The organism is Clostridioides sp. ES-S-0123-01 (assembly GCF_020658415.1).
GTDB lineage: Bacteria > Bacillota > Clostridia > Peptostreptococcales > Peptostreptococcaceae > Clostridioides.
This window is the reverse complement of sequence record NZ_JACVWD010000004.1, coordinates 418,626-435,559: the sequence shown is the minus strand read 5'-3', so window position 1 is coordinate 435,559 and position 16,934 is coordinate 418,626. Positions and strand designations below refer to the sequence as shown.

At 25.8% G+C, this 16,934-nt stretch carries 18 protein-coding genes and 1 riboswitch; of the genes, 6 read left to right on the top strand and 12 right to left on the bottom strand.

The features are described from left to right. Position 1: 1 nt before the first annotated feature. From IC175_RS11910 to IC175_RS11900, 3 genes are all read right to left on the bottom strand, one after another. Complete coding sequence (locus tag IC175_RS11910; protein ID WP_227432737.1) at positions 2-1,261, bottom strand: PTS ascorbate transporter subunit IIC; 1,260 nt, start codon at positions 1,259-1,261, stop codon at positions 2-4. A 145-nt stretch (positions 1,262-1,406) separates the two neighbouring features. After that, positions 1,407-1,685: a PTS sugar transporter subunit IIB gene (locus IC175_RS11905; protein WP_227432736.1), complete on the bottom strand. Its 279-nt coding sequence runs from the start codon at positions 1,683-1,685 to the stop codon at positions 1,407-1,409. Positions 1,686-1,697: 12 nt separating this feature from the next. After that, positions 1,698-3,617: a BglG family transcription antiterminator gene (locus tag IC175_RS11900; RefSeq protein WP_227432735.1), complete on the bottom strand. Its 1,920-nt coding sequence runs from the start codon at positions 3,615-3,617 to the stop codon at positions 1,698-1,700. Positions 3,618-4,058: 441 nt separating this feature from the next. On the opposite strand from IC175_RS11900, the gene IC175_RS11895 reads away from it, so the two are divergent. Together IC175_RS11895 and IC175_RS11890 are read left to right on the top strand one after the other, a co-directional pair. Continuing rightward, on the top strand, positions 4,059-4,223 hold the full coding sequence (locus IC175_RS11895; protein WP_227851549.1) for a DUF2185 domain-containing protein: 165 nt from the start codon (positions 4,059-4,061) through the stop codon (positions 4,221-4,223). Further along, the gene (locus IC175_RS11890; RefSeq protein ID WP_227851584.1) at positions 4,224-5,147 is read left to right on the top strand and encodes a DUF2185 domain-containing protein; all 924 of its coding nucleotides are present in this window, start codon (positions 4,224-4,226) and stop codon (positions 5,145-5,147) included. 196 nt (positions 5,148-5,343) lie between these two features. Here the strand turns inward: IC175_RS11890 and IC175_RS11885 are convergent, their stop codons facing one another. The 5 genes from IC175_RS11885 to IC175_RS11865 all read right to left on the bottom strand — a co-directional run bounded on the left by IC175_RS11885 (position 5,344) and on the right by IC175_RS11865 (position 10,496). After that, on the bottom strand, positions 5,344-6,087 hold the full coding sequence (locus IC175_RS11885) for a DNA alkylation repair protein (protein ID WP_227482780.1): 744 nt from the start codon (positions 6,085-6,087) through the stop codon (positions 5,344-5,346). Continuing rightward, on the bottom strand, positions 6,080-6,655 hold the full coding sequence (locus IC175_RS11880) for a TetR/AcrR family transcriptional regulator (RefSeq protein WP_227851548.1): 576 nt from the start codon (positions 6,653-6,655) through the stop codon (positions 6,080-6,082). Before IC175_RS11880 ends, IC175_RS11885 begins: the two co-directional genes overlap by 8 nt. After that, entirely contained in the window at positions 6,642-7,070 is a 429-nt protein-coding gene (locus tag IC175_RS11875) for a hypothetical protein (RefSeq protein ID WP_227432731.1), read from the bottom strand. The genes IC175_RS11880 and IC175_RS11875 overlap by 14 nt, the downstream gene beginning before the upstream one ends. Positions 7,071-7,538: 468 nt before the next feature. Then, on the bottom strand, positions 7,539-9,608 hold the full coding sequence (locus IC175_RS11870) for a sensor histidine kinase (protein WP_255615847.1): 2,070 nt from the start codon (positions 9,606-9,608) through the stop codon (positions 7,539-7,541). 195 nt (positions 9,609-9,803) lie between these two features. Further along, on the bottom strand, positions 9,804-10,496 hold the full coding sequence (locus IC175_RS11865) for a response regulator transcription factor (RefSeq protein WP_227432729.1): 693 nt from the start codon (positions 10,494-10,496) through the stop codon (positions 9,804-9,806). 895 nt (positions 10,497-11,391) lie between these two features. On the opposite strand from IC175_RS11865, the gene IC175_RS19685 reads away from it, so the two are divergent. Beyond that, positions 11,392-11,568, top strand: a complete 177-nt coding sequence (locus tag IC175_RS19685) for a DUF6530 family protein (protein ID WP_227851546.1) — start codon at positions 11,392-11,394, stop codon at positions 11,566-11,568. 216 nt (positions 11,569-11,784) lie between these two features. Here IC175_RS19685 and IC175_RS11855 read toward each other — a convergent pair whose 3' ends face one another. The 3 genes from IC175_RS11855 to IC175_RS11845 all read right to left on the bottom strand — a co-directional run bounded on the left by IC175_RS11855 (position 11,785) and on the right by IC175_RS11845 (position 13,104). Continuing rightward, positions 11,785-11,937: a type I toxin-antitoxin system toxin gene (locus IC175_RS11855; protein WP_227851545.1), complete on the bottom strand. Its 153-nt coding sequence runs from the start codon at positions 11,935-11,937 to the stop codon at positions 11,785-11,787. 269 nt (positions 11,938-12,206) lie between these two features. After that, entirely contained in the window at positions 12,207-12,476 is a 270-nt protein-coding gene (locus IC175_RS11850; RefSeq protein ID WP_227830700.1) for a hypothetical protein, read from the bottom strand. Positions 12,477-12,726: 250 nt separating this feature from the next. Next, positions 12,727-13,104, bottom strand: coding sequence for a BlaI/MecI/CopY family transcriptional regulator (locus IC175_RS11845; protein ID WP_227851544.1), 378 nt, complete (start codon positions 13,102-13,104; stop codon positions 12,727-12,729). Positions 13,105-13,313: 209 nt separating this feature from the next. Continuing rightward, positions 13,314-13,410, top strand: a riboswitch (cyclic di-GMP riboswitch). Between the two features lie 52 nt (positions 13,411-13,462). Here IC175_RS11845 and IC175_RS11840 point away from each other — a divergent pair. Together IC175_RS11840 and IC175_RS11835 are read left to right on the top strand one after the other, a co-directional pair. Next, a complete protein-coding gene (locus tag IC175_RS11840; protein WP_227824125.1) occupies positions 13,463-13,639 on the top strand; it encodes a hypothetical protein in 177 nt (58 codons plus the stop codon). Positions 13,640-14,244: 605 nt separating this feature from the next. Beyond that, the gene (locus tag IC175_RS11835; protein ID WP_227851543.1) at positions 14,245-15,048 is read left to right on the top strand and encodes a hypothetical protein; all 804 of its coding nucleotides are present in this window, start codon (positions 14,245-14,247) and stop codon (positions 15,046-15,048) included. 508 nt (positions 15,049-15,556) lie between these two features. On the opposite strand, the gene IC175_RS11830 is transcribed toward IC175_RS11835, so the two are convergent. Continuing rightward, complete coding sequence (locus IC175_RS11830; protein ID WP_227835372.1) at positions 15,557-16,162, bottom strand: DUF3794 domain-containing protein; 606 nt, start codon at positions 16,160-16,162, stop codon at positions 15,557-15,559. 198 nt (positions 16,163-16,360) lie between these two features. On the opposite strand from IC175_RS11830, the gene IC175_RS11825 reads away from it, so the two are divergent. Continuing rightward, positions 16,361-16,933: a DUF3794 domain-containing protein gene (locus IC175_RS11825; RefSeq protein WP_227482784.1), complete on the top strand. Its 573-nt coding sequence runs from the start codon at positions 16,361-16,363 to the stop codon at positions 16,931-16,933. The last annotated feature ends 1 nt before the right edge of the window (position 16,934 follow it).

Genomic DNA, 16,934 nt, shown 5'->3' with positions numbered 1-16,934 from the left:
CTTATAATACTCCTCCAAATAATGAACCTATAAACTTACTGATTATACCAAATAATGAAAGGTCGTTACCACCAAATATTAGTATCCAGTTTTTAATAGTTCCTGAGTAAATTACAGCAGATATTCCTACTAAAGCTACCATAAGTATTGCAGCTACAGCTGTACCTATTATAGCTCCACGTATACCACCTTGCGATTCTCCTATTACTGCTGCTGCTCCGCACTCAAAGAATGAAGTTATAACAAGTGGTATAATTAACATGTTAAATATATTGAAATAGTTACATATTAAAATCATAGCTGTAGATGTTAACATAGCAACTAAAAATCCTATTAATACAGCATTTGGCTTATAGTTAAATAGTATTGGGCAGTCAAAAGCTGGTAGTGCGTTTGGTACAACTTTTTCTGATATGCCTTGGAATGCTGGCATTATTTGATTTATTAACATTCTTACCCCATGAAGCATGATTATAAGACCTGCCCCAAAAGAAAGACCTTGCTTTATTGCATATGTTCCAATAAACTCATTAGCATCCTTAAATGCCCCTGGTATTACTATTCCAACAACTATAAACATTAAAAATACTGCCATTCCACCACTTATAGATATTTCTCTAAAGAATGATAAACTTTGAGGTATGTTTATATCTTCTGTAGACTTTTCTTTATTTCCTACTAACTTAGCGACAAACCCTGATACAAGTGCTAAACAACCTGCTGGATGCCCTAGTGTAAAAGATTCATCTCCAATAACGTCAAATACATACTTTCTTAATAACCATGGCATTATTGACCAGTAAAGTGCTGATAGTACTGCTGCAAAAGCTATTAATACTCCACCACCTAATCCAGCTTCAACTCCTGATGCTACAAATATAAACGGAAACCAGTAAAGCATGTGACCTGTTAAGAAGATTGTCTTAATAGGTGTAAATCTTGCTATCATTAAATGAAGAGCTAGACCTACAAACATAGCTAAACCTATAACTCCTCCATAACTTGCAGTAAAAGTAACATCACTTAAACCTTCTGTTACCGCACCACCACTTATACTTTGGAAAGCTCCATTAATTGGTGCTATCGAACTGACTAACATACCTGTTCCAGTTTCCATAATTATGATTCCAAAAGCTGCAAGTAATGCCCCCTTTATAACATCTGATGCTTTCTTTTTCTGTAATATAAGACCAAATGCTGCTATTAATCCAATTAGCATAGACGGATTACGTAAAATATTATTTGAAATAAAATCAAGCATTATATTTTTTTAGTGATAGGTTAACTATTTAAGTTTTCTACCACTAAAATCCCCCTCTCTTGCTTACTATTTTTAATTTCAGTAAGCTTTTATTTTATGTCGATTAACTTAAATTTACTTTTAAATTTACTTTTTTAAATTTATACTATTTCTTATCATTTAAAAAGGTTTGAACAACTTCTGTAACTTCTGCTAAGTCCATATACTTCTTAACTGGATATACTGGTACATTACAAGTTCCTTTTAATTCATTTAATAATTCTTGGCTTGTAAATATACAGTCACAATCAGCTCCTCTAGCTGAGTTTATATCTGTATTTTCTACTTCACCTTCTATACTTAACTGCTTTAAAACCTTTTGTATCGTCATTTTTAATACCATTGATGAACCTACACCAAATCCACATACTGCTAATATTTTCATTTTAAATTCCTCCTAATTTTGTTTATTTATAAGTTCTAGTATTGAGGTTTTGTCTCCATTAATTATTAAATTTATATTTTCTTCTTCATACATCATTTCTGAAAGTGATGCTAATGCTCTGATGTGAGTAGTGTTATCTATAGCAGCTAGTACCATAAATATATTCACTGGCTTTCCTAATAAATCAACCTCATCTTTTACTATAAGTAAAGACATGGCAAGTTTGTTTACCCCTTCTTTAGAACTTGCATGTGGTAGAGCAAATCTATCAGCTAAAACAATATAAGGTCCATACTTTTCAACTGACTTTATCATATTTTCTATATACAAGTCTTCTATAGAGTTGTCTTCTAACAATGGTTTTGAGGCTATTTTTATTGCTTCTTTCCAATCTTTAACATTTTTTATTATATTGACCCTATCTTCATTAATTAATTCCTTTAACATTGGTTGATACATCTCTCCTTCATCTATCTTATGTATTATGTTTAATAAGTCAGCTTTTAATGATTCTTCGTTATTAATAACTCCATTTTTTCTTATCGCCTGTATTATCAGTTCAAGATTGAAATACTTCTCATTTTCTTTTACACTTATGAGTTTGTTCATCAGTAATTGAATGTCTGATGTTGTTAAAAGAGGATTCACAACTATTACATTACTTACATTTTGTATGTCTATGGTTGTAATTATGTAATCATAGTATATATTTACTTCTTTTAGTTGCTTAATAGATACTATACCTACTATTTCTATAGTTGGTATGTATTTGTATAGCTGTATTTCCAAACTCTTTGATACCATAAGACCATTAGGACAAACTAGTAAAACTTTATTCTTTCTTAGACCATTATCTCTAGAACCTCTTAAGTATCCTCCAAAATATGCTGCTATAAATCCTATTTCTTCTTCTCTTATACCTTCAAATACAGGAAACTCTTCTTCATTTTCTATAATTGACTTTATAATCTTATAAAGTGACTTATGTTTATACTTCGTTTCGTCTAGCATAGGGTTGCTAATAGGAAACTTAAATCTTATTCTGTTGTAAGAAGAATGCAAGTGCCTTAAAATATTTTTTTTAAACTCATGTTTACTTTCTAATTTTATTGCTGTATTTACTTCAAACTTGTCTATAAGTTTATCTACATATTCTTCAACAACATCTTCCTTAACTTCACTATTTAAACTAGGAAGTGAACTTACATAAGCACATACATAGGCTTGTTCATTTTCATTAGCTTCTTCACACAAAAGTTCTTTACAATTATTAAAGTAACTAATTTTTTTAGCTTCATTTAGATATTTATAAGAATACAAGGTTTTCCCATCTCTTATTCTTTTATTTAGAAACTTTGTAAACTTAGTTAAATTTAATAAAGAGTAATCTGTAAGGTTTATGCATCCCTTTGTATCAAAGTCAGTTACTTCCTTACTTATAGAATTAATTTCTAATACATTTTCTTGTGTAAGTAGCAAGAAAAGTTCTCTAATAACATATTCATCACCTATTACTTTGTACTTTCCCTTGTACTCTAATTTTAGTCCCATTGTTTGAAGGTGCTTTTTTATATCAGTTATTGTTTGTACTACTGTGTTTTTTGAAAGTAACATTTCATTTGTTAGTTTTTCTATTGATATTTTTTCATCATGTAATATCTTGTTTAATATAAAAGTTTTTCTATATTCACTATCTAGAAATTTATCTTCTTCAGCTGAAATTATTTTTCTTACATTACCTAAGTTACCTTCAAATATAAATTTGTGCTTTATATTTTTTATATTACCTCTTTTTCCTAGTTCTTCATTTATAGATAGGATATCGTAATAAACAGTTCTTTTTGATACATTAAACTTTTCTTGTAGCTCTTGTGATGTTACATTGTTATTTTTAATAATAAAATCTAATATTTTTTTAGCCCTTTCCTTCATACTGCCTCCTTAATTTTATTATCTATATTTTACATACATAGTGCCATACCAAATAATTGCACATGATTTTACCTTATTCTATAATTTTGCACAGTTTAACCCTAATCTAAAAGATAAATGATACTAAAAAGTATTTTTTAAAAAATATGGGAATGGCATAGATTATTTTTTCAAAAAAACAATCTATACTGAGTAAAAAATCCCTAAGTTGTGTCTACTTAAATAAATAGTACTGTAATGATTTAATACAATCAAATACAATTATTACCATACAGATTGAAATAAGTATCTTTGCTAAAATCAGAAAAACACAGAATTTAGTATGAAGGTATGATACGATATATTTAACAAATAAATTGAAAGATAACAAATCAACCATCAAATAAAATAATGTCTATTATATTTATTATCAAGAAATTTTTGAAAGTAAGGAGAATTCGTATGGAACTGTTTAGCAAAAATAAAAAAGAAACAAAAGTCGAAAAATCAGAAGTAAAGCAGTATATTACTGGGGCAGGTGGCTGTATTGTCAGCAAATCGATTCTCAATGGAACATCAAAACTGAGGTGGCTTTTTAGAGAGCATAGTGAGTTTGGAAATGGATAGATTGCTTTTGGTGATACAGATACACAAGAGTATGTAGACAATCCCAAGAATATGGCAATTGTAGATTTTAATACACTTATTAACGTTGAACCAACTACTTTGAATATTTTTTATATGCCCATAGGAACTGATTTAGAATTTCACTCTAATAAAAGTGGAAAATATTTTATTGATACAAATACAGGAAAAGAAATTAGAGAACAAGTTAAACATCCTGCTCAAATAGCATTTGAAAAAAACCTAAAATTTCTAAATCAGGAAAACTATTCAATAGAATTCTTTCAAAGCTTGTTTCAAAGAAGTGAGAAACTTGAACCATTCATTATAGGAGAAACAGATTTCCCAAGTGGAGAAGTTGTCCTTGCAGACCCTCTTGCGTATTTAGGTAGTGAATATATGACTTATTTAGAAAGAAAAATACCTGTTGGAAGTTATTCGGTAGAAATTTCTATCTGCCATTCTAAAATTGCAGGACTTAGAATTGCAGCATCAAGATTGATTATCAATGACAAAAAACCTATCAAGTATGAAATTGCAATGCCAAAGGGAAAGAAATGCGAAGATTTTGGAAAGTCAGGAGCATGGACTTTCTTTGGTGTGGATACAGGATTAGCCTGTTTTTCAGACGCAAAAGTTGCAAAGGAGTATAGTAATTTTATAACAAAATGGCAAAATAAAAATCCAGGTAAAAACAAATATAATGATTATTTTGCAACACTTTTTCAAAAAAGTCATGAAATGCATCCAAATTTACAGAATAAAAATGGCAATTTCTTACTTTTAAAATTACCACAAACATCCTACAGATTAATTATGTTCACAAGCGGTATGGGTGATGGTATTTACAGCGGATATTGGGGGCTTGATGCAGATGGAGAGGTCGCAGAACTTGTAATCCCATTTATGAATCCAACATATTTTTAAGATATTAGGTTGATTATCAGTTTAAATTTATCATCAATATTAGTATTATACACAATATATGTTTGCCTCTATAAGAAAATATTTTGAAAAATACAATTTTCTTATAGAGTTTTTTTATAATTACTTTTTAATTACTCTTTTTTCATTAGAAAGATATCATCTTTAGACATATTTTTGAATATAAATACTACAAACATTATTTCTTTTTATTTTTTGTTCTTGAAGCATGCTTAATAATCCATTGACATTCTTTTGTTATATTTTCTGTTTGCCAACTAGAAATAATTAATTCAAATTTGTCTTGCTCTTCTTTGTATAAATCATTTAGATTATTTGCTACACTCTTTTGAATTGTTTTATCTGTATCATTTTTTAGATTAGACAATAATTCAAAATAAGTATCAAAGTATTCTAAGGCAACATACATTTTTTTTGCCCATGGCAACCGTATTCTGAGGCATTCACTGGCTAATCGACGAACTCTTTTATTACTATCTTTACTCCATTTTAAAAGCAATTCCATAGACTGTTCAGGAAAATTATTTATTATAGTACGCATACAATATTCACTAGTAAATCTTTTTGTCAACTCCTTACTGAAAGTTGTACTTACTTCAAAATTTTCTCCACCAAACTTCTCTACATACTTTCCAATGGGCCATAACCAATAACCCTCTGTAAACATGCCTAAACTGCCTTCTAACTCTGGACCTAATATATTCTCAAAAACATTAATAGTATCTGAATAGTTTAAATTGATAGACTTTTTTAAAGCATTTGCTAATAACTCTTGCCTTTCATTGAATTCTAACAATTCAATAGTTGGTTTTGTTAGTGAAAAAAACTCATTAATAATAAATTCTGGATATACTGATTTTATTTTTTCAGCTAAGAAGTTTACATATTCAATGTCATAGTAGTCTTTCACTTTCTTAGCCATCTTTTCTAAACCCTGTCAATAAATGAGAAATCGCTTTATAAACTTGATTTTTATCTAAAATATTGCTTTCTGCAAGAAAAATAGATAAATCATTTAATGCACCAGAAATCATATGTGAAATCATATGAATATCAAACTCTATTAATTTCCCATTTTTTTGTGCAACTAAGAGTTGTTCTTCCAAAAGTAAAACAGAATTCTCATTATCCATTTTTTTCCACTCTGTCCATTCTATAATATTGGGTGCTTCGATTAATAATATTCTTTTGTTAGATTCTAAAGTAGCTGATTGTACAAATCCAACACAACCTAAAATTAACTGTTCCCATATATCTTCGGATTTCATAGCTTCTTTTTCTACATTTAATCCAACTTCATACTGAACAAGATTTAAAACTGCTTTAAATAGATTTTTTTTATTTTTAAAATGGTGATATACTGCACCTCTAGTCATATTAGCTTCTAATGATGTCTTCTCATAGCCATAAGTAGAAAAATGATTACGTGCAATAGCAATCAAATTTTTTGTAGTATTTATAGATGCTAATTCTTTTTTATTTTTGTTCATTTTCTTTACCCGATTTCTTATAATTTTTAAGATACTCATTTGATGGCGGAATTATTTGAATAATATCAACCAAAATTTTACTTGGAGTTTCAATAATAAAATGTCTTTGTCCAAATTCTTCATTTTTTATATCTAATAAAAGTGATGATTTTTTTCTACTAATTACTTCTGAATATACAGTGTTTACGTCATTAACTTCAATATTAAGAATAAGGCCTTCACACTGTTTTCTATAAAGTTTAGGTATTGAATCATGTGAACTATCAATCAATGCCAACTCAAATTCATCATTGTCTTTTAAGCTAATATACCAATCATTATTAAAGGTTTCCTTGAAATCAAATAATTCTATAAAAAAATCTGCTTCTTTTCTTATATCATTGCACATTAGTACAGGATAAAAACTATTTTTCATAAAAATAATCTCCTTTATATTTGGTATCATCAATATAACATACGTACAGTATGTATGTCAAATATTTTGAATAAAGGAGATTGAGAATTTATTTTAAAAGAAATATCTAAATTATCTTATAATCTTTCAGTTACTATCATTTTTGAACAACAAGAGTGGGGCGAAACAATACATTTCAAATGATTTAATTTTTATTTCAAAATCTATTTTAGATTTTCATGACATAAAAATATACTCCCTTCATAGCATCAGTTGTTATTATTTCAACTGTATACTTATAAAGGGAGTATATCAAAATTTCCAGTAATATTGAATAAGAAAAATATATTTACACAAATATATCTATATTCTCATAAAATTAATTAAAAGTATTCCTTTCTTTAAAAGTACCTATATAATTGTTTTGTAAGAAACCTTTCAATATCTTAATTTTTCTGTGAAAATTATATTATATCTTGAAATTTTATTTTAATCTATCTTTACTTCTTCTTCATATTTTTGAAATTCTAAATTTGCTTTAAACAAATCTCCATCTATCTCTATATAGAATTTTCCACCTTGTAAGTTTACTAAATCTCTTGCAATAGCAAGTCCTAACCCACTACCTTCAGTATTTCTTGATTCGTCAGCTCTTTTAAATCTTTCCATAATTTCACTTGGGTCAAAATTTAACTCATATGAAGATATGTTTTTCATAACCACCTTTACATTTTCACCATTTTCATAAACATCTATATAAACTCTAGTACTTTCTAAAGAATATTTAGCTATATTTGATAATAGATTTTCAAAAACTCTATACATTCTTCTTCCATCTGCCCATATATACACTTTTTCATTTGGAACATTTAGTCTTATACTTAAATTATTTGTAGATAACTTTTCTTCTAGTTCACCTATACTTTGCCTTAAGAGTTGCACCAAATCAATTTTACTAATTTGTAACTCTATATTTCCACTACTTACTCTACTTGCTTCAAATAAATCCTCTATCAATAATTTTAACCTCTTTGACTTTGATTCTAGTACATTTATATAATCGTTTATATATTCTGGTTGTATAGAATCTTCTTTTTTAATTAAATCTACATAATTTATTATAGAAGTAAGTGGAGTTTTTAAATCATGAGATACATTAGTTATAAGGTCAGATTTCATCCTTTCACTTTTTACCTGTTCTTCTATTGCTTTATCCAGACCTTCTCCAATATTATTTATATTTTCTGCTAAAGATGTAAAATTATCATTTCCACTAATTTTTATCTTATAGTCTAATTCACCATCTTTTATTTTTTCGGTACCTTCTATAACATAACTCAAATAAGAAAGCCTTTTGGTTATATAAAGTGCAAAACCCAAAAATATACATATAGAAAATAACAATCCTAGGCTCACACTTTGAACACTAATTACAATTGTTAAAACCAAAGATATTATTACTATACCAATAACTTTTCTTGCTAAAGATACTTTTTTTATAGCGTTAATGACCTCCCTTACAGTTTTTATTAACCATAAAATCACCCTTACTATAATACTTGACTTAAATATACATATTTTATTTTCTAAATGACTTAACTGAACAGTTATAAAAAATATATTATTTGAAATTAGTAATGATGCTATAGAAATTAGTAATATAATATAAATATCATAGGATGTATCAATAACATACAGAAATAGAAGTATTATTGAGGTAACTATTATTACTGCATTAAATTCCATAGGTATTTTATTGTATATTAATAAAAATACATTGTCTTTCTTTAATGCCTTGTATTTAATTCGTTTACATAATATAATGGACAATAAACATATAATAGCTAAAATTAAACTAGCTACAAAAAATAATTGCACTTTTTCTGTAGCTTGCTTAAACGTTTCAAAGTTATTGTATACAATTCCATCTTCAATACTTAACTCTTTAGGAAAAGATACATAGGCTTCAAAAGCTTTATCCATACCATTTAGTTTTAAATCGATATTATTTAATTCAGATTTTTTTCCATTTAGTTTTTTAGTATAGGAACTTTTTTCTACTCCTTCTATTATTTCTACATCACAATAACCCTTTATGTTTTGCTTAAATTCATCTAAATCATTATATATTGTGTTCGTATAATACTCTCCTGTATATGTATTTCTAATATACATTTTTACATTTTTTAAAGAGTCTAAGTATTCTATAGATGATAGTTTATCATTTACAAAGTTATCATAATCATTATTTAAAGCAACATTTTTTCCGTTTCCTTCTGATTTTGAATCCTCATAATTTAATTTAAGTTTTTCTTCTTTGGTGTATCCACTACTTACAGATAGTTTCAAATTATATAATAAATCTTGAATTGTACTTTCATCAAATATATTGCTGTCATAAAAATCATCAGATATTCGAAAAATTCCACTATTTGTAGAAGTTTTTTGTATATTGTGTTTAGGTTCAGCAAGTCCTATTGATGCAAATAGTATAGCTAATGGAAACGAAATAGATACTATTATTAATGCTACTAACTTTAATGCTCTATATTTTTCCAAGTTGTTCACCTCATCTACATCGTCAATATCTTATATAAAATAAAATTCAATACAAGCATAATTCCCATAGAGTACACTAAGCTACTTGAGAAGAAGTTAAAACATATAAGAATTCCTAATATTTGTGTAAAAGTAAAAACGACTAAAATCAAAATGCAATTAAATATTAAACTCTTTTCTTTCATAAGTTTTCCGCTAAAATTTTTCAATCTTATAACCAACTCCCCACACCACCTTTAAAAATCTTGGTTCTTTTGGATTTATTTCAATCTTTTCTCTTATTCGTCTAATGTGTACTGCTACTGTATTTTCTGAATTAAAACTTTCTTCATTCCATACTTTTTCGTATATCTCATCTATCGAGAAGACTCGTCCTTTATTTTCTAAAAGAAGTTCAATTATTTTATATTCAATTGGTGTCATTTTTATATTTTCGCCATCAATCTTAACTTCTTTTGTCAATGTATTTAGCTCTAGAGCCCCACTTTTTAAAATTTCTTTACATGTATCTTCATAGTTACCTAAGGTTACATATCGCCTTAAGTTTGATTTTACTCTAGCTACAAGTTCTAATAGATTAAATGGTTTTGTTATATAATCGTCAGCTCCAATGTTTAATCCCATTATTTTATCTGTATCTTCACTTTTTGCTGAGATTAAAATTATTGGTATATTTCTTTCTTCACGTATTTTTACAGTTGCTTTGATTCCATCTAATTTAGGCATCATTATGTCCATTAAGATTAGATGGATATCATTTTTTGTTATTACTTCTAATGCTTTCATTCCATCATATGCTTTATGTATTTTAAATCCTTCTGATTTAAGATATATCTCTATTGAATCAACAATCTCTTTATCATCATCTACTACTAATATATTGTACATATTTTCACTTCCTCTATTGTATAATAATCCTTATATTTATTATACAATATCTTTCACTCCCTTTCTCAATAATGACTAAATTGTTATATTGTATTATCTTACATTTTTATAATTTTTCTTTATATCTATATAATAGAATATAAATCTTAAGAAAATATTATCCTAAATCTTAAATATTTCTTAAGATTTAAGATAAATTGAGGTTTATTTGAATTAATTAATTTGAATTATGTTGTTTTCAGATTACTTTCATTTAAGTATTTTGATTGGATTCAGCTGAATTAATGTATATAAATTCTTATTGAGTAGTTTTTATTTTCTAGGAGGAAGAATGGTGGAAGAATCATATTTTACTAATTTTCTTCCACCATTCTTCCTCCCGAATATAATTAGAAGCATTTATTTCACTGCAATAATAGCTACTTATTTAAATTCAATTTTTATACATCCTATCTACTATATACTATACATATCCTATTAAAATTTATATAAACAGAAGATAAACTTATTTCATTTTTTTAACATGTTCAGAATAATAAACAAAATGAAGGTAGAAAAAGTTATAATTTCATACCTTCATTTTGTTTATTATGTATCTATTTGTCATTTTTTTATTTCAAATTCTTAAAATATTCTTCGAGTTCAATTAATTTATCTTCATCCACTATCACTAAAGTTTTTCAAATAAGAGAATTTAGCTGAACATATCCATCTAATTTTTACCATATAACCTATATGAATTTCATATACCTTAGTTGTATTTTTTATATAATCTAGTTATTTCAATATAATTACTAAATATGTTACTAATAAATTTATTTATTTTATTGGCATTTATTATATTGTTTATTAGAATGAATTTAATAAAATTTTTAAATAAAAGGATATTGATAAAATGAGAGTAGCTGAGTATTTGTCACATAAACCTATAGTAGCAGTAGATAATTATGATAGAATTGATGGAAAGTATGCAAACAATTCTGATGCAAAAGCTTTGTCTTTAGAAAAAACCCAAAATAAATTGATCATTTCCAATACTTACACATATACAACTCTCTTAAATTTGCAGTGAGTGGCTAATAGTGCAATTGATAACACTTATCAAAGTCTCTCAACACCTTATATTCCAACTGTTAAACTATACTTTAGTAGAAAAATCGCACACTGCAAAACTTCTATATTTTTATTATATCATAATAATATTATTTTTGAATATGTGTACCAATTTGTGGTATAATAAAAGCAAGAAGAACTACAATCTATTTAGACGTAGAGTGAAGTTCAAATACTAATGTTTATTCTTTTTGAACTTGATTTTTAGTTCAAAACTAAAGTCACTCCTGCCAGAGTGGCTTTTTACTTTTTTAAATAACTTACTAATTAAGTAAACTATTAAACTGGCAACTAAACTTGCTAGTATGCTTTGTAAAAAATTATCCATACATATTCACCTCCCTTCTATACGTTGGGAGGATAATCTTTTGTATGAACTCCACTCTATAAATTGTATATTACATCTTCTTGCTAAAAATATTATAACCTATAACTCTTACATATTTTACCTATTATATATTTAACTAAGCAAATTTGAACAAAACAAAATCGCCTACCATTTAAGTAGGTGCTTCTTTATTCTTATATATCTTTACTCTAATCTCTATTAGTATTAATTACACCAACAATATAATCACTAAGAATATTTTTACTCTTTTAATCTTTTCTAACACTTTTATCAAACAGTATTCCTATTCCTCCTAGTAAATCCAATATAGAACCAAAATTTCTATATTGTGAAATAGATTGTTCTAAATATACATTGTATTGGTTGGTATCCATTGTTCCACCATTTTGTCGCATAATACAATCTATATTAAATTGCCCTAAGGCTATACAGCAAAATAACACTATTATTCCAATTACAAAAGCAAATATACATATTGTAAGTTTAATATCATTATTTTCTATAAATATACCTCTCATAATTTAAATTTCTTTGTTATTTTTTAATTAATGATATATTATCTACATTTTTTATCTTTAAAATAGGTTCAGAATAATAAATAAAATAAAGGTACAAAAACTTATACTTTCATACCTTCATTGTTTTTATTATGTAATTATCTATCATTTTCATTTTTTAAATTATTGATTTATATATATATAAATTCTATCTCAATAAAGTTTTCTAAACAAGAGAATTTATATAAATATTTTTGCAATTTATTCCAAGTCATTCTTCAAAATTCCTATAATACTCTTCTAAATAATATAGTTTTTGTTTACTTATGGACTTATGTGTAGTCGTAAGAGAACGTATAATTTTTCTGTTTTTAGTAGATTTTAATACTTTTTTCTTGAAAGTATCATACTCTTCACTAGTTATTATTATTTTATAATGCGATTGAAATTTTATAATATCTCTAGCTAAAAAATCCTTACAAATTAATCCTTTTAATATTATTTTTATTGTACTCTTATGCCATCCATATATCTGCTTTATGTCTCTTATTATTTCTTTTTTAGATATCAAAGAATCTTTTTCCCATAGATAGCACATTACCACAAATTCTGCTCTTACTAACTGTTCTATTAATATTTCTTCTTCCACATTTTGTCACTCCCTCAAATTCTGTCTAGTTCAAATTAATAATAGAAGCTTCTAATCATAATTGATACAGGTAATTTTTACCATAAAATCTATATATTTAGTATGTTTTTTTTAAGTAAAATGACGTTCATATTTATAAATTTATCCAATTTTCAAACAATCATGTTGAATAATAACTAATTCTGTTGTATTATTGTAGTTGTAGAATAAAACCAAATCGGCAAAACTAGAGAAATTTAGTGACGCAAAGCTATAGGGACTAAGACTTGTAAAGTATATTATAAGTTATGTCAGCCAGTTGCCAAAAAGATATTTTTCTTTTTGTTTTTATGAAAGTTTTTTAGGGGGATAATAATATATGTTTAGAGATAAAATGGATAGATGTACACATATGTTAACTGCTTATATTGGTAGTTCATATGATTATTGTGATTTTATAGATACACAGTTAGATGATTTTATACTAGAATACGGAGAAAATATAGTAGAATCTTGTTTGCATCAAGTGATGGTATTGGTAAGTAAGTATAATTAAATAGACCTTATTTTCTAGAAAACCCTTTTTAGTTTTATCTACTTTTAAATACTATTCTGTTAAAAAATTAATTAAAATATATTTCTAGCATTCACAGTTTTATTTTTTATTAAAACATGATATAATTTTGAGATTTTATTTAAGTACGAAATCAAAGAACACATGGACTGCTGTTTGCCTTCATTTCGTACATAACTTTGTTTCTATTCAAGTCTGAAATAAGTTAGACTTTTAATATATTTGTATTTACCCTAATTTCTTTATTTTTAGAATCTAATACTTCTATAATATTAGTTAATGCCTTCTATACATCATTTTCATTTACAACAAAATTATTATTTATCACCATTACAATTTATAAATTTATCTATATCTAAGGGATACTTAAATTTAGTTATTATACCTCTATTGCATAAAAGTTCTTTCACATGTTTATTCATATATTTATACAAAACATAAAAAAATTATATAATTCAATTAAAAATAGTATTTTTATATATATTAATGTAAAATTTTGTTTTTATTTGTATCATAAATATACTCAAGTCATATATATATATTAGGATATTGAATTTATCCTAATATATATATAGGAGTGGTAAAGAGTGGATAATACAAAGAGTTTAGAATATTATAAAAATAATTTAGAATCATATTCTAGTGATTTAATGAAATTAGTAATTGGATTAACAGAGGAGAAATATTTAGATGCAAATACAAGAGTTTATTTAACACCTTGTCAAATATGGAGAATAATAAAATATTTTTTAGTTGGCGAAAGTTATGATTTATATGATGCAAAAGTTAAATTAGATTTTCAGAAAGATTTAAGTTTCAATTTAGATAATGGCATATTAAATGAACTTTCCGAAGAATTAGAATCTCTAATAGATTCTAATTCTGTAAAAAACTGCAAACTTAGAGAAGAATTAAAAAGAGCTTTTAGATTGTCTGAGTGTTTAGCTGAAGCTATAAGACAAATAAGTTGTAATGATAACTGTGAATTTTTAGTAGGAAAATTATTTTGCTTATTGGTACAAATTATACTTTTAATAATATCTATTATAGCTAAAATAATTATACTGTTAATATTCTGTAGTGATTGCATTTCATGCAATGATGAAAAAGATGTAAGATCTTCTTTCTGCGATTGTCTAATTTGTGATTTAGAAAAAGAATTGGATGAAATAGAAGAGTTAATTGATGAACTAATTAAATTAGCCATTGCATTTATAAAATGTGGTTCAAAAAAATGTAAACATGATGAACATCACGGCTGTGACTATTGTAATATTTATCATGAAAACTCATCTTATATAAACAATTATGAAAATGATATACAAGAATGCTTTGATAAGTACAAAAAACAATGCTATACAAAAAAATGTAAATGTAATAGAAACTACTAAAAATCTTATTTTTATACAAAATAAAATCTTTCAAAAGCTCTATTAACTATAATAGAACTTGTTATTTTTATCTAATATATTTTGATAGCTAAATATATAGAATAATACAAATAATATGACTTTTCAGCTATTTGAAATATTTTATAATAATATACAAACTATAATACAGAAGAAGTTACTTCAATAGGTTTAAAAATCTAAAAGAGATAGCTTCTTTTGTATAAGTAAAAATCTATAATATTTTTACTTTTTTGAAATCTATAAAAAGACCTTATTTTTATATGTAATTGAGGTCTTTTTTTATTATCTTAAATTTACTGATATATAATTTTTTCCAATATTTTAACTCAAATAGTAACAATTATAAGTTTAATAATACTATATTATATTAATTTATTATATATCTATTTATAGTAATTGTTAAATTTTCTCTTATATAAACTGACTTTAATTTAATAAAAAGACAATAAATATATGTAAATATACCTATTGCCTCTTATTTAAATATTTATTTGTATCTAATTTTACTATTATATTTATCACTAAGACTATATTTACATTGTGTAACATTATTACAACTATCTGAACAGTCATCATTATCATAATAGCATAAATTTGGATTATGCATACAATAACTTCTACAGCATTTACAATTATTACAATTACGAAGTTGTGGACAAATTATAAATAATAGTGATAAATCAATCATTCTACAATCAAAGTGTTTTACACAAATATTCTCTATTCCAACAAAAATAGTTTCTATAATATTATCACACTTATCATACCTCAAATCTTTTAGCAAGATAAATTGACAAAATGGTATACTCCAATGTGCAGAATGAAGAGACTGCTGACAATTATCTCCTGTATATATAACCTTAATATTTTTAAATCCTTTTATAACTAATTTTGGCCCTAGTATAGTGTTAATAATCTCCTTATCTTCTATGCATATCTTTACACTTACTTCATTAATACATTCTATATCTGGTTTTTGTGTTGGAACACATAGTATATCATCTTCTATAAATTCTTTATAGTATTTCATACATTTGTTATCTGGATAGTCTTCTAAGGGTGTAATTCCAGTTTTTAAAATACTTTCATTCATATAAATATCTCCTTAATTTTATAATTATATAGAGATTAAAGTTTCTATATACATTTTATATATGATATAAAATCATATATTGTTATAAAAAAGCTAAAAAAATAAAAAATCTTAAAAACATGTAACAAAAAGTCGAAATTTAAATAAATTATATTGAGAGGTAAAAACTTTCAATAAATTATATAAGGAGAGATAAATATGAATAGTAATGCATGTGCTTGTAATATGGATTTAATTGATGTAAGCGGTTTATGTGACATAGACGATGTTACACAGGTTATAAGTCAATATCCTTATTGGTTTCAGATGTATATACCAGAAACATTAAGTATCCCAATACAAAAACCAGATATTGAACAGATAAATTCAGTTAATGTATCAGTGAATATATTGAGAACAAAAGTAGTAAAAACACCTGTATCACCTTTAGATGCTAATTGTGATTTTATACCAAACTTAGAAGGAAAAATCTCTACAGGAAGAAAAATTATTGTTGAGGGTGAATTGTGTCAAAAAATATCTTATACAGCTGATGAAAGATCTCAATCAGTTCACTCTGCACATTTTTATGTACCATTTTCAAGCTATATAGTTATACCACAGAAAATTACTTTTAATAAGGGCACAAAATCAATGAAATTAGACTCACTTGATGTAGACTATCAAGTAAATGCGTGTATAGAAGATTTGTCTGTAAGCCTATTAGATGCAAGAACTATCTCGAAATATACAACATTATTATTATATGCAATACCAAGAAATACATTATAAA

Bases quoted from the DNA above. Each gene is read 5' to 3' on its own strand.
- IC175_RS11895 (WP_227851549.1), top strand. From the start codon at position 4,059: ATGGAACTGTTTAGCAAAAATAAAAAAGAAACAAAAGTCGAAAAATCA.
- IC175_RS11910 (WP_227432737.1), bottom strand. From the start codon at position 1,261: ATGCTTGATTTTATTTCAAATAATATTTTACGTAATCCGTCTATGCTA.
- IC175_RS11855 (WP_227851545.1), bottom strand. From the start codon at position 11,937: ATGGATAATTTTTTACAAAGCATACTAGCAAGTTTAGTTGCCAGTTTA.
- IC175_RS11850 (WP_227830700.1), bottom strand. From the start codon at position 12,476: ATGAGAGGTATATTTATAGAAAATAATGATATTAAACTTACAATATGT.
- IC175_RS11885 (WP_227482780.1), bottom strand. From the start codon at position 6,087: ATGGCTAAGAAAGTGAAAGACTACTATGACATTGAATATGTAAACTTC.
- IC175_RS11875 (WP_227432731.1), bottom strand. From the start codon at position 7,070: ATGAAAAATAGTTTTTATCCTGTACTAATGTGCAATGATATAAGAAAA.
- IC175_RS11905 (WP_227432736.1), bottom strand. From the start codon at position 1,685: ATGAAAATATTAGCAGTATGTGGATTTGGTGTAGGTTCATCAATGGTA.
- IC175_RS11865 (WP_227432729.1), bottom strand. From the start codon at position 10,496: ATGTACAATATATTAGTAGTAGATGATGATAAAGAGATTGTTGATTCA.
- IC175_RS11900 (WP_227432735.1), bottom strand. From the start codon at position 3,617: ATGAAGGAAAGGGCTAAAAAAATATTAGATTTTATTATTAAAAATAAC.
- IC175_RS11830 (WP_227835372.1), bottom strand. From the start codon at position 16,162: ATGAATGAAAGTATTTTAAAAACTGGAATTACACCCTTAGAAGACTAT.
- IC175_RS11880 (WP_227851548.1), bottom strand. From the start codon at position 6,655: ATGAACAAAAATAAAAAAGAATTAGCATCTATAAATACTACAAAAAAT.
- IC175_RS11825 (WP_227482784.1), top strand. From the start codon at position 16,361: ATGAATAGTAATGCATGTGCTTGTAATATGGATTTAATTGATGTAAGC.
- IC175_RS11840 (WP_227824125.1), top strand. From the start codon at position 13,463: ATGTTTAGAGATAAAATGGATAGATGTACACATATGTTAACTGCTTAT.
- IC175_RS19685 (WP_227851546.1), top strand. From the start codon at position 11,392: ATGAGAGTAGCTGAGTATTTGTCACATAAACCTATAGTAGCAGTAGAT.